We start from the raw sequence: 13210 nt of genomic DNA, 5'->3' as shown, positions 1-13210 counted from the left end.
GAGAAATCCTTTTGGATTTCCAACACCCTGTCATCTTTTTGAATTTTATAGAATGAATATAATAAAATATGATAAAAACTATAAATTTCCCACTTTAAATTCACTTAATCCCTATAATAGGTATGTATGTTATTTTATTTCTGTTTTTTCATCTCTTCCATTTCTTCTTGCCATGTAGCACCAACACCACCTAATGGTGTATTCCAACTGTCTTCTTGTCGTTTAATGCGTTCCATGTCCGCATCACTCGGCTTAAATTCTTCTACTTCCTTACGTTATTGTTCCTTATTACGATGTTGTTCAACTTCGTTATTATTGGTAACTTCTTCGGACTTCTTATCTGCCTTTACACCTGCTGTACTAGGTGCGGGCTTATCATTCGTTTCTATATTCTTACCTTCGTTTATTTGAGGCTTGTGATTATTTGTATTATTCGGATTATTTTCACTAGATTGTACGCCTACGTTTTTCTCTTCAGTCCAGCGATTATTTTTTTCATCCCATCCAACAGGAATAACTGAATACATTTCCTTATCTTGACCAACATAATCCGCACCAAATAACTTACCATCCTTAAATTGAACTTGTATTATCGCTTGTGGCGCTTCATAAGTATATTCAATTAAGTCCGTATCATACTTCTTCGTTTTAAATGCACTTGTCGCATTACGGTGTAATTCCTTAGCTACTTCTTCATATGGCATACCATGTTTAAGTGCTTCAAAGTAATCGACAGGCATTGTTGAACTACTATCTTCTAATGGAAACTGATACTTTACAATATCAACTTTCCCCTCATTCTTGTCCATTTTAACCTCTTTGTTTTCATTATCCTTTAGCACATTGTCATCCAACTTTTGCGTGTCCTTTAATTCATCATGCTTTGCATCATCTACCTTCTTATCGGCTTTCTCATCCTTCTTCACTATCTGTTCATTCTTAGCTGTTTCTTTCTTGGTAAAGGCGTTCTCCTGACCACATCCCACTAATAAACTTGATAACAATAATCCTGCTACTAGATACTTTTTCATGTCCATTCCCCCTGTTTGCGCCATATTTATACAATAACAATAGCGCATTTACCTTATATTACCTAGGTACCGTTTGTAATATTACAACAATATATTAAAATATACAATTAACATTCTGCTATGCTGCCTATTACAAGATATCTTACGCGTTTAATTCTCTCAGTCACGCTACGGATTTCTCACACTTCTTTTGCACAATTTCTTCTTTTCCCCCGAGATGCAACCTCTAATGAAAACAAATGAACAAAATTTCGTTGATCTGATATGTATAGGTACTTATACATATCGATCATTAATACATTAGCAGTATCGACCAGTCAAACATTCTAATTAATCCCAATATTCATCCTAGCATGCGTTTCTCATTGTAAATAAAAAACGGCGAATCCTCCATGTAAGAGAATCCGCCATCACAAGTAACTAATCATTTCATATTTATTTTTTCATTTACTTTTGTTGGAAACTCGTCTGTCTTCACATCTTCCCAAGCTATTGCACTTTTTTTCAGTGTAATATACATGTAGAAATACTTCTTTACGAAGATTCAAGTTGTACCGCATGTATCATCTCACTATTTACAAAATAAAGTTAGGCTCAAAATTCTTACACTTGAACAACTGTTTTGTTTCCATACCGTTTATAAGCCTTTATAGAGGAATAGTATTGGTATGTCCAAGTTTGATAACTTTTTTGCACCAAAACCTACAACTGTTCTCATCACTACCATATCTTTATCAGTAATTATCTTCATTGTGGGTTCTTAAATTATACTATTTTCATAACATATGCAGAAGAAATATAACCTACTTGTTTTTAATCTGCCGTTTTAAATAGTGCGTTCTAAAACACTACTCTTCTTCTAAAATAGCGTAATAATATTCATCCCACCATTCATTCCCATGTGGTATGCACTTCCTAAAATAGCCTTCTCTTCTCATTCCAATCTTCTCCATCACTCGATATGATGGAATATTTTGTGGCTGACATGTAGCTATAATCCTATGTAACTTCATTTCCTTAAAGCCATATTTCAATGTAGCTTGTGCTGCTTCAGAAGCATATCCTTTATTTAAATATTTAGGATTGAACACCCAACCAATCTCATATGTATGCTCACCAAAATATTTATGAAAAACTATATGACCAATCAGAATATCTTTATCAATTAATAATACAGGAAAGTTCTTAGCGTTTTCACCAATGTTTTCATTCACAAAGTTTCTTGTATTTTCTTCAGTAAAAACCCCTTCAGGTATGTATTTCATAACATTGATATCTGATGTATACTCATGAACAGCTTGCCAATCTTTGAACTCAAATTTTCGCATTAATAATCTTTCTGTTTTTATAAACATTTACTTTTCCCCCTCAAAAAATTGCAACTATATTTAAAATCCACTTTTAACCCTTAAAACAAAAAAACTTGTAGGAATCTCTACAAGTTCTTTTTGTTTTAAGGTGAAAATACGTGCCTAACAAACTATCTTACAGCTTGACTTTAGAAACTTTAGGGGTAATGCTTTGACAAATATATTATATAACAAATATTAACATCCATGGGATTTATTTTTGAAAATTATGTGAATTAAGAAAGAAAGTAGTTTTTTTCTTAGATATTATTGTTAATAACTGATGGTATCATTATATTTCATTCTGCAACTTATTTAGAAGAGATATGTACATTTCGAAGAAGTTCTTCAATAAGTTTTGTTTTTTCATTTACCTTTGTGGCATATGTGAAATCACCATAACAATATGGATACCTAAAATTATTTTTATTTCCACCACAAGTATACATCGCTGGATTTTGATCAACTTTCATCTTAGAAAACTTTTTGGCTGAATCCTCCGAGTGTTGTTTAACTTCTTGACTAGCAATAAAATCAATATACCCTGGCCCCATATTATAGCTTTGAATAATTGTATCCATGCTAACATCTTTGTCCGTTCCATATTTGTACATTTTAGCAAAGTGTTTTACCCCTTGTTTAATGCTCAAGCTTGTCTCTTGAATTTCATTTGGCTTTAATCCAAGTGATTCGGATGACTGCATAGGGTCGTTTCCCTCACCTCTACTCTCTTGGTACATAATTCCTAATAAAACTGCAGTTTTCTCTCCTAAATTATATTTTTCTAATTCTTTTTTTAAGGTAGACTCATATTGCAATACACGTTTTTCGGTGGCTAGCGCTTTATTTTGTTGAATATTGGTTTTATGATTAAAATATAGCATTCCAAGTATTATTCCTAAGCCTAAAATACTAATAAGGAACACTTTTATAATTTGTTTTTTACTTGTATCCTTCATATATTCCTCCTCGTATAAAAAATTCAATTTTTCAAAGGTAATTGGTTATTTACAAACTATGTAATGAACATCTATCTCCCGCCCTTTTTAGACTCAAACATCAGTACTTTAAGGTTTCAAGTTTAATATAAAAATTTAAAGATAAAGTAAAGATAAGATAAAGATAAGATAAAGGGCATTTTTTATACGTACTTTAAAAGATAATGGTACAAAGGGAAATTTGTTGATATAAATGGATTTAGTAATAATGGGGATATCATTCCAGAAGATTTACCCTATCTTTTCAATATACTTCATATAAAAAATTACAACATAACATATAATAAAAAACGGCGAACCCTCGACGTAGGAGAATCCACCATCACAAATAAATGATTATTTCACACCTAGTTTTTCTTTTACTTTCTTAGGAAGCTCGTCTTCCTGCACTTCCTCCCAAGCTGTTACACCTTTTTTATCTAAATGATATACACGTAGGAATAGACCTACGCTACCTTCTTTCTTCACCTTCCCATAGAATTTGTTAACATTATCATCTTTCTCCTAACTAACATCTGTTACTTTTACTAATTTCATATGAGAAATCCCCTCCAAATGTACATACTAAGAATGAGATTTGATAGAAGATGCTTGTCTACATTTTGACTTTTCCAAAATACGAATAATATACCATTCGTTAATGGTCTGATTCGACTTTTCCTATTGAAACTGGAATATTTGGTCAAATGTATTAAACACGCAAATAACTTGATATCGTATCTCATGATTTTTAAGAATGATTCTGTTTTTCATTGTAGTAGTAAGGTTGTTTATCTCATATTGAATTACCTTTCATTTTTCTTACAAGCTCGCAATGTTTTTGAAAATACAGTTTATAAAGACGAGAATTATGATTTTTTGAGAGATAGCATTGAGGGGTTTTTCATATGCACTGTACTATACTCCCGTACAGATTTCATTTACAATTCATTGTAGTTTCTTTACCGTTCACCAAGTTAAAATGGAACAAATTTATTACTTAGAGTGTCTATTATGTGTATTCCTAAAAATATGAAAGGACTTATTATTCCCAAAAGTAAAGTGATGTAAAAAAAGTGTGTATTGAAATACTTCATTTAAATGTTACGAGTTTAATACTTTCACAGGTAAACTATTACAAGTGTAAGCAAAAAAGAAACACCCTAAACAGTAACCGTTCATTCATATAAACGCTTTGGTTCTGCTTAGCCTGTTAAAATTCAACTTCAGAAGTATTGATATCCAACACCCACTTTAATTAACATCGGTATTTAAAATACCAAAACAAAATCCATATATTATTGAAAGAGGTTGAAAATTCATGTACGTTTTAAACAAGTTCTTTACCTACAAAAAGATTATACCTGTCGTATTACTTTCATGTGTAACACTAATAGGGTGTTCTAATAGTAATACTCCATCTGAACCACCTAAGCAAACAAAACAAATAAAGCAAATTAAACAAGAAAATACAGGTCATGATTCTTTTGTTAAGCTTGAAAAAGAATATAATGCTAAGCTTGGTATTTATGCTCTGGATACAGGTACAAATCAAACTGTTGCTTATCATCCAAATGATCGTTTTGCATTTGCCTCTACATCTAAATCATTAGCAGCGGGAGCTCTTTTACGTCAGAACTCAATAGAAGCTCTTGATGAAAGGATTACGTATACGCGTGAAGACCTTTCTAATTATAATCCAATTACTGAAAAGCATGTGGATACAGGAATGACGTTAAAAGAACTTGCAGATGCTTCTGTTCGATATAGTGACAGTACGGCACATAATTTAATTCTTAAAAAGTTAGGTGGCCCATCCGCATTTGAAAAAATCTTGAGAGAAACGGGGGATACGGTTACTAAATCTGAACGATTTGAACCTGAATTAAATGAAGTACATCCTGGAGAAACGCGTGATACCAGTACACCAGAAGCGATCGCTAAGACACTTCAATCATTTACATTAGGATCTGCACTTCCAACAGGGAAACGTGAATTATTAGTAGATTGGATGAAGAGAAATACGACTGGTGATAAGTTGATTCGTGCGGGCGTACCAAAAGGATGGGAAGTAGCGGATAAAACAGGCGCAGGATCTTATGGAACAAGGAATGATATTGCAATTATTTGGCCACCAAATAAAAAGCCAATTGTTCTTGCCATCCTTTCTAATCATGATAAAGAAGATGCAGAATATGATGATAAGCTTATTGCAGACGCAACTAAAGTCGTATTAGATACTTTAAAAGTTACGAATAAAAACTAATAAATTAATAGTTTTCAGTGTTAGGGAGTATATTCTCTGATAAGAGTAACCATACATGAACGTCAAATGATGTTAGAAAACGAAAAAACACGCAGTTCCATTTGGAATTGCGTGTTTTTATTTTGCTAATTTATTGGGGATAACCGCTTGTGTCATCCAGTGCTGATTGGTTTGCACATGGTCTTTTCGAACAAATTTCCCTACGGATTTTGAAAAATCATTATAGTGAAACGCATCCGTTAATCTAAGTACATACCCCTCCTGAATCCCTCCAAAGAGTGAAGTACCGTTGTAGCACGAACGAATTACCTTTTCATTATAGGGGCCACGATATAACACTGGAACATGTGCAAGGCCTAACTTTTTACACCATGCAACTGTTGCATCCCACGATAAACATTCATTTTTCTCATTCCATATTGAAAAGACATAAAAATAGGAAGTCAGTGCTGTGTAGTGAATGCTATGACAAGCATATACATTTTCACCACATATCCGCCAGCCTTCTGGAATTCTATACCCCATACTTCCTTGTAACGTTTTTACCCATGTTCTCGATGGGTGATGACCACTTGATAACGACCTTGCATGAATAGCATCTTTATAAAGGGATGTATTTTCACCATCTAACTTTTCTAGTACGATCACTTCTTGAGTTTCAAATCCGTCCATATTTTGTAGAACACGGTCATCACTTGTTACCCCTATCGACCAAGGAACGTGCAATGTTCGTGGATATTTTACAAGCATTTTTTTCACCTCTCTACTTCGCAAATGCATCTGCATCTCGGAAAAAATATAATTTCGTAAGCATCTCATCACCGCAGTAATGATAGATTTCACGTGCTGCCTCTTCCCCGCCATGTAACATCTTCATATGAAACTCTGTAATCATTAATACTTTCTCAATAAACTCCCATTCGAAACCAAGTTCCATTAAAAAGTGGCAAGCGATATGGGTACTGACATATTCGTGACCATAATACGAATGGTACCCTTTGAGCTTTTTAAATACACGGCAAAACGGTTTACCTATATCATGGAGTGCTGCAGCACTTTGCAGAAGAAATAAATCTCCCCCTACATAATTCTCTGTTAAATGAGCGTATACCATATATGTGTGCTGACATAATGGTAAGGAATGATAGGGGTTTCCTTGATCATATTGAAACATATCAGAAAAGAACGGGATGGTGTTTAGTCTTTCGTAGAATTCTTCATAACTTGAATACCTAGTTAGAAGTTCTTGAAATTCTTGTCTCGATATATTGTATGAACCTGGTGTATGCAGAATTTCGATTTGGTCCCATCCTTCCTCTTTTAATGGGAACTCAGCCTTTTTGTACATTTTTTCTAGTATCCGCTCTTCCACCGTTCGCTTTCGCTCTTGATTTCTCTTGAGGCATTCCTGATAGGGAGTGTCCACCACATAACATCGTTTTTCTAAATTCGGTATATCACGTAGGCGATGCAGTGCTTTCACACGGAATTCCCTCTCAATATTTGTCGCATCTAATATGACATTACGACCCTCCTCTAAGTGTTCACGAACGCGTTCCATTGCATAACGATATAACATTCCTGTTTTCCCTTGTTTCGTTTCACTATAAAGCAACGTTTGGCGAAGTTCATCTGTCGCGACGATTGCAGCACGGTATTGTTTTTGAAGCATCTTTGCATACGAACTTTTTCCACTTGCAGGTAATCCAACAAGATATATTAGTGTAGGCATGTCTTCACCTCTCTTCTTTGTGCTATTATCTCATATATTCTAAAGTTCTAACATTATGAGTATATTTGCTCGGTTGAAAAATCACCTTAATATCGATTTTATTGGTATTAACACCTAATTTTACCAACTAATAACAAAAATAAATTTAAATATATTTATATTAAATAATTTAATAACAGCAGAGAGTCTCCTAGATTATTGAACTGTATACATAATTCATCAAGACAAACACAAAGGCTATAGAAAGTAGGTTATCGTATTGAAACAAAAGATTCTAACAGTGGCAGTCCCTATCCTATTACTAACAGGAGTTGGATATTTAAACAGTGAAAAGGAAAACAAGCCAGCGGCAGCCGCTCAACAAGAAAAAAATCATTCATATTAACATTAGCCCATTCTTCTGAGGAATTAGAAAGTATAATGATAGAACGATGAAAACCTCTCATATCAATTAGAGAAATTTTTTTATTTGATTCAATTTAAATTCTTATTTTTAACATTATCAAAAAGAGTTTCATGGAATCGTTATAAAAATAAAATCTTTATAATGTAATATTCACGTATCGAAAATAAGAGAAGTTGATGCATGGTGCAAAACAAATTTAAAGTGGGAGATATCGCATATCTTAGAAAAGAATTAGAAGTACCTGAAGTTAGGCCCTTTTTATTATTTAATGGAGCTCCTGGTACTATCCTTGGCACTTCGAATCGTATCACTGATACATTAAAACTCTATTCTATTCGGGTTACCAATCCAAGGAACGGAAAAGAGTTCGATCTAGAAGACGTAGTATTGGAATCACATTTACTTTCTGAAAACGAAAAAGAAGAACAACAAAGAAAAGATGATGAATTTCTAAAGATGTTAGATTATGTAGAAAAGCGCAGAAAAGAAATATACCTTGGATAAATGTATGCCCCACTTCCTTATTAAGGAGTGGGGCATGTTTTCATACTTCTTTATGATAGTCTTCTATAAGTTTATTGATACAAGATAAGCAAGCGATGGATTCAGCACACAGGATGTTCTTCATGACAAATTGAACACCACACCCATGCGTCTCCTCCTGTTTCACCATTACAGTTTACTCTAAGTCCCGCTTTACTTGTTCGTTTATGGTTTCTTGTAGTTCGAATAAGATGATGCACAATCCGCTCTGGTTTTATGTAATCTATTGGCTTGAATCGTTACTTAAATATAAAGGGTGTCTCGGGAACCTATCCTTTTTTTCCTAAGGCAGTGTAAATCGTAACCTCTGAATAACTCATGAATATCTTTATACCGATTGTGATATCTACAATTTTCTCCCCAAGCAGCAATCGACATATTTTCCATTAAAGTTTTTTCTTTCCAATATTTCATCTAACTTCGTACGATTAATTACTTCCTGTAGTAGTCTTTCTACTGTATCTATTTTTATCTCATTTGGTTTTCTCAATATTTTTCACTTCTATTTTTTGATTATTATGACTGGCACCTGCTCGGTGTCGGAAACTTCACTGTAACCATAATAAAGTAGAAAAAACAATAAAATAATTGTCCAAATAAATATAAAAACTTTATAACTATACTTCATATGAAAAACCTCATTTTCCCTATATAAGTGAATGTACATACACCCTATAAATCCAATTACATAAATTATTGGATATTTTAGCAGTAGAGAATCATTAAGTATTAGAAATTGTTATTCATAAACATATCCAAGAAATCTTCTAAAAAATATCATCTAGGCATTTTAACAATTTATCAAAATGCACAGATAATATTTTTACGTTTAGCTAAGTAATGCTTTTTATGTAATAAATCCTTATCTCTATTTCACCTTAATGTTTATATGTACAAGAGTCTGTGTAGCAACTAGACTGTACTTTAAATATGTACTAAATTGTGTGTGGGAAAGGAAGCACATTTTATTTAAAGTTTTTACTTTAAACCCCTTAATTAGTTGGTAGTCTTCTTCATTCAGACAGAAAGGAAATTTAAAGTGTACACTTATTTTCAACTCAGACTCTTTACTACACACACTCCTATACACATAAAACATCTATAACTTTCGTAATATTACAGAAACAAAAAGAAATATTATCGAAACAATAATAACATTAAGTAATAGTTTTGTAACACAAATGTAACACAATACATTTAATCGTACAATACTTTTTTAGCTAATTATCAACAAAGTTCTGTTAATATCGTTCAAATTTAATAATGTTCCCATAAAGTATTACATATTGCTTGTAAAATGATTTTTCAAAATATAACGAATCATACCATGACAGAGGAATATTAATTCAATTTAAGAATAAATGGATTGATATCTTTCTAGCTTTTGTATCCCAATCATGTTGTAGAGCGGATTATGGTTATCCAATAAATGTAGGTGACCATGCACAAGCTAAGCCTTCTAAATAATTACTGTAACTAAAAAAAACAAGTAATTATACTTGTTTTTTTAGTTTACTTTCCAATATCGAAACAGTTTTATGTGCTTTCTTTTCCTGTCTACATTATTGGATGCATATCTTACTAAAGATAGCTTCTATTTTTTTATGATTCTAGTGAAGTAATTAATTGCTGACGTTCTTTATCTCTATAAATTTTCATTTCATGTTTAAACTCGTAATTTCCTACTTCAAATCTAGCCCATTCCTTACTTGTCCAATATACTACATCTACATTTTCTCTTAAAATTGCAGAACACACATCCACTAATTCATCTTCGTAAAATGGAGCCTCTTTTGCTAATTCAAAAGCAAGCACTTTTGGATCCTTAGTTTTAATTTGAAGTTCCCTAGAGGTTTGTCCTAAATACTGCCATGGCGATGGTATTGATTGAACTTTGGCATCTCCCCTATCTTGAAACTGTGATGGAGAATCATTTGTTGAAGCAAATGTAGGTTTACTTACTCCTATTGCTGTTCCTAAAACAATAGAACCAATAATAAGTTTTTTAATCATTTTTTCAGCCCCTTTAATAATTTTGGATATGCTTCATTTTTATACCACGTTCATGATCATGTAAATGAAGATAATTTTACATAATTATGCATTTTTCTCGAAAGATGCATATTAATTACGCACCTTAAATTTACTCAAAACAAAAATTGTTGGTTTAATAAAACTTTTTTGTCATAAGTATACACTTTTGTATAAAAATTAGTTTTAAAAATATTTGCATACTTATTGATAAAGCTTCCTGCTATCCGTTATTCGAAGCCAGTTTATCTCCACCTACTCACTTCGCATTCCTTGAAGAAGGAATCTTCTTGACTAAAATGATAAAAAAAGTTGGGGATTCCCCCAACTTTTTAATACGTCTATTGTCTGATTAAACCTGTAGATGTAACCCGATATGTTCTTTTCTTTCCTATATATTCCTGTTTTCCATTCTCAAGGTTAGTTAAAGTCGCTCGTGTTTTTTCCTTCGCCACTTCCCCTTCTATATGAGTAAATTCTATATAATCTCCCTCTTTTATAGGTACTATTTGGGTTTCAGCATTTTGTTGTCTATTTCCCATAATTTCCTTATTGTACATAACGCTACCAGATGAGTTCTGGACTTTAATACTTGCATACGTGCTATTGAAATAAGAATGCGGCACACCAGCTTCTAATTTGATTTTCAGCTCTTCTGCTGTTTTATTATAATCTACTTTTGCAATTTCTCGATCACTATATCCTTTTAGGGACCATGCAAATTGTTTCCCTACTAAAATATCAGAATTTCCATTTGTAATTTCTACTTTTTTCTCTGCAGTTCGATCAAATATGTCTGTTAATATAATTTTAGCAAAAGCTGTTTGAGGCAATTGCATAGTTTGACTTACCTCAGTTTTGTAAGACTTAATATTATCGATTACTTTCAAAGGTTGTCCCATTAACTTTTCATTGTCATAGATTTCAATTTTCCCTTTAAACTGTGGAGTACTTTGTTCTTTCAATTTCCATGAAACATTTAATTTTCCATCTTCAAAGCGAGTATTTTGAATATCAAAATCTAAATTTCCCATTTCTGGTTGACTAGGCTGATTTATATTAAAGGTTTTTCCAGTACCAATAGTTGATTGAGTATTTCCTCCTGCCCTAACCCATAGATATTCTGAAGTTGCTCCTCCATCGTATTGATAGGACGTATCATGTTGCCCAGAGATACGCTGATTATTCCAAGAATTCCATTGTTTATCTGAAACTTTTCTGCTGTATCCATTTTTAAGACGTGCTTCTCTTACATCTTGTCCGTTACCAGCCCAGTCCTCTTGAAACATCGATAAACCATAGTTAAATGCCACATTTGCAACTGGATGATCCATAATAGCAACTAATTTCCATTGATTTAATTTATTATCTTTTATCCACTGGCCAAACTTTGTATGGCCATCTTCTTGCCAAGAACGTAGAGTCATTCGATACCATTCACTATCTTTCCAATTATAAGTTGTTTGTACCTTTAGGCCTGTTCCTTCTCCACCAAATCTACTGGCTTCTGAAGTCGACGATAAATATTCAGCTTTTATTGCTTGGTTTGATGCTATTGGATCCCAAAGCGCAAAGTGAAGGGTACGTTTACCGGATTGATCAAAACCACTTTGTTGTTGGAAGCCAGCATAACCACCACCCTCTCCCCCCTGATTCCAGTTATGCACGGCCCAATACGTATAAGGTGCTGTTTGGACTGGTGACCAGTCTATGCTAATAATATCTGAAGCACCAGTATTTTGTGGTGTTACATAAACTGATGGGGCATGAGATCGGATTGCTGCCTCTGTACTAGAAATTGGTGCTCCATACGTTGATATCATGGTACAAACCGCTGAAACCATAACAATTTTTTTTATTCTTCCCCTTGTTTTTACTTTAAACATAACTTCCTATCTCTTTTAAAATTATATTAGTTACATTGAATAATAAATCTATATATCACATTAAATTAATTACGTAATAAAGTAACATTAGCTTTAAAATCTAGATATATTTAATGTTTTTTTCACTGCTATTATTAATCAAATTATATTATTTTGTATTAAAATCGTATGTTTTAGGATTAAATATAAAGTGAAAGTTTTATAAAATTTCATAAATATGTAGTTTTAGATATTTATGATGAAAGACCCACTAAATAACTTAATTGATTTTATGAAAGACTTCCTTACTTTATTGATTACACTATTAAACCTAGAATTGTTTACCAGAAAAATGTTATGTAAACTTTAAATTTGCTGATATCTTATCATTAGTTAGAAAGAGCATACTTAAAAACGTAGACTCCTTTAGGTATCCAAACATTACATATATAACAAACATAAAAAAATAACATCGAATTCTTCTGTTAGTTTATTTAATATTTAATGACGTAGATAATGTATTCCAAGGTGCATTTGTAGATGTATTTTGATATTTAAATTGCCCATTTTGCTGTCCTGAAGCATCCCATTTATATTCCCAACCATCAACTGTTCTATCACCATTAATATCAATCATCTTAGAATCTACTTTTTTTAGTTTTTGACCACTCATTTGAGCAATTGGATTTCTTCCATATCCCATTTCATTTGTATAAATGTATAAATAGCTCCCTCCGTGATCTTTAACTGTACTTAAATTATTAGGACCAATAAATTCAACCCCGCCTAATTGAGATTCAACTTTCACCACATTTAATGATGTTAATGGTGGTGCAGGTGCTGCGGATACATCAGTCGCTAAGCCAACTGTTGCTCCCACTACTAATGATGAAACTCCTATAATCATTCTTTTTAGCATACTCTCATCCCCTTTCGATTTAATACAAATTGATTCTATCATAATAATTTCATACATTTCCTTCCCTTTAAAAGAGTTAACAAAAAGTACC

10 protein-coding genes and 3 pseudogenes are annotated in these 13210 nt (G+C 32.6%); 4 read left to right on the top strand and 9 right to left on the bottom strand.

Annotation, left to right across the window (positions count from 1 at the left end; translation table 11 throughout):
- Positions 1–134: 134 nt before the first annotated feature.
- From MHI26_RS12510 to MHI26_RS12495, 4 genes and pseudogenes are all read right to left on the bottom strand, one after another.
- A pseudogene (locus MHI26_RS12510) lies at positions 135–1031 on the bottom strand (hypothetical protein).
- Between the two features lie 848 nt (positions 1032–1879).
- Entirely contained in the window at positions 1880–2386 is a 507-nt protein-coding gene (locus MHI26_RS12505; RefSeq protein WP_098286002.1) for a GNAT family N-acetyltransferase, read from the bottom strand.
- A 305-nt stretch (positions 2387–2691) separates the two neighbouring features.
- Positions 2692–3339 (bottom strand): lysozyme family protein, encoded by a 648-nt coding sequence (locus MHI26_RS12500; protein WP_086790668.1) that lies wholly within the window; start codon positions 3337–3339, stop codon positions 2692–2694.
- Between the two features lie 375 nt (positions 3340–3714).
- Positions 3715–3819, bottom strand: a pseudogene (locus MHI26_RS12495) (YxeA family protein); the annotation flags it as partial.
- Positions 3820–4678: 859 nt separating this feature from the next.
- On the opposite strand from MHI26_RS12495, the gene blaIII reads away from it, so the two are divergent.
- The gene (blaIII, locus tag MHI26_RS12490) at positions 4679–5623 is read left to right on the top strand and encodes a class A beta-lactamase BlaIII (protein ID WP_061667083.1); all 945 of its coding nucleotides are present in this window, start codon (positions 4679–4681) and stop codon (positions 5621–5623) included.
- A 117-nt stretch (positions 5624–5740) separates the two neighbouring features.
- Here the strand turns inward: blaIII and MHI26_RS12485 are convergent, their stop codons facing one another.
- Together MHI26_RS12485 and MHI26_RS12480 are read right to left on the bottom strand one after the other, a co-directional pair.
- Positions 5741–6373: an RNA ligase family protein gene (locus tag MHI26_RS12485; protein WP_061667084.1), complete on the bottom strand. Its 633-nt coding sequence runs from the start codon at positions 6371–6373 to the stop codon at positions 5741–5743.
- A 13-nt stretch (positions 6374–6386) separates the two neighbouring features.
- Positions 6387–7355 carry an AAA family ATPase gene (locus MHI26_RS12480; protein WP_061667085.1) on the bottom strand — a complete coding sequence of 323 codons (969 nt, stop codon included), beginning with the start codon at positions 7353–7355 and terminating at the stop codon, positions 6387–6389.
- A 259-nt stretch (positions 7356–7614) separates the two neighbouring features.
- Here MHI26_RS12480 and MHI26_RS12475 point away from each other — a divergent pair, with 259 nt between their 5' ends.
- The 3 genes and pseudogenes from MHI26_RS12475 to MHI26_RS12465 form a co-directional block, all read left to right on the top strand.
- Entirely contained in the window at positions 7615–7740 is a 126-nt protein-coding gene (locus MHI26_RS12475) for a hypothetical protein (protein WP_003307055.1), read from the top strand.
- A gap of 201 nt (positions 7741–7941) precedes the next feature.
- Positions 7942–8265: a hypothetical protein gene (locus MHI26_RS12470; protein ID WP_000250487.1), complete on the top strand. Its 324-nt coding sequence runs from the start codon at positions 7942–7944 to the stop codon at positions 8263–8265.
- Positions 8266–9615: 1350 nt separating this feature from the next.
- Positions 9616–9771 (top strand): annotated as a pseudogene (locus tag MHI26_RS12465) (DUF2278 domain-containing protein); the annotation flags it as partial.
- Positions 9772–9906: 135 nt separating this feature from the next.
- Here the strand turns inward: MHI26_RS12465 and MHI26_RS12460 are convergent.
- The 3 genes from MHI26_RS12460 to MHI26_RS12450 form a co-directional block, all read right to left on the bottom strand.
- Complete coding sequence (locus tag MHI26_RS12460; protein WP_061667086.1) at positions 9907–10317, bottom strand: hypothetical protein; 411 nt, start codon at positions 10315–10317, stop codon at positions 9907–9909.
- A 359-nt stretch (positions 10318–10676) separates the two neighbouring features.
- A complete protein-coding gene (locus tag MHI26_RS12455) occupies positions 10677–12221 on the bottom strand; it encodes a DUF3472 domain-containing protein (protein ID WP_103945279.1) in 1545 nt (514 codons plus the stop codon).
- 469 nt (positions 12222–12690) lie between these two features.
- On the bottom strand, positions 12691–13176 hold the full coding sequence (locus MHI26_RS12450) for a DUF4879 domain-containing protein (protein ID WP_000272950.1): 486 nt from the start codon (positions 13174–13176) through the stop codon (positions 12691–12693).
- Positions 13177–13210: the final 34 nt, after the last annotated feature.

The sequence above is a fragment of the Bacillus sp. FSL K6-1218 genome, assembly GCF_038006445.1.
GTDB lineage: Bacteria > Bacillota > Bacilli > Bacillales > Bacillaceae_G > Bacillus_A > Bacillus_A thuringiensis_S.
This window is presented reverse-complemented; position numbering and strand designations above follow the sequence as displayed.

Excerpts from the sequence above, each read along its gene's own strand:
- blaIII (WP_061667083.1), top strand. The coding sequence starts at position 4,679 with ATGTACGTTTTAAACAAGTTCTTTACCTACAAAAAGATTATACCTGTC.
- MHI26_RS12500 (WP_086790668.1), bottom strand. The coding sequence starts at position 3,339 with ATGAAGGATACAAGTAAAAAACAAATTATAAAAGTGTTCCTTATTAGT.
- MHI26_RS12450 (WP_000272950.1), bottom strand. The coding sequence starts at position 13,176 with ATGTATGAAATTATTATGATAGAATCAATTTGTATTAAATCGAAAGGG.
- MHI26_RS12470 (WP_000250487.1), top strand. The coding sequence starts at position 7,942 with ATGGTGCAAAACAAATTTAAAGTGGGAGATATCGCATATCTTAGAAAA.
- MHI26_RS12455 (WP_103945279.1), bottom strand. The coding sequence starts at position 12,221 with ATGTTTAAAGTAAAAACAAGGGGAAGAATAAAAAAAATTGTTATGGTT.
- MHI26_RS12505 (WP_098286002.1), bottom strand. The coding sequence starts at position 2,386 with ATGTTTATAAAAACAGAAAGATTATTAATGCGAAAATTTGAGTTCAAA.
- MHI26_RS12460 (WP_061667086.1), bottom strand. The coding sequence starts at position 10,317 with ATGATTAAAAAACTTATTATTGGTTCTATTGTTTTAGGAACAGCAATA.
- MHI26_RS12480 (WP_061667085.1), bottom strand. The coding sequence starts at position 7,355 with ATGCCTACACTAATATATCTTGTTGGATTACCTGCAAGTGGAAAAAGT.
- MHI26_RS12485 (WP_061667084.1), bottom strand. The coding sequence starts at position 6,373 with ATGCTTGTAAAATATCCACGAACATTGCACGTTCCTTGGTCGATAGGG.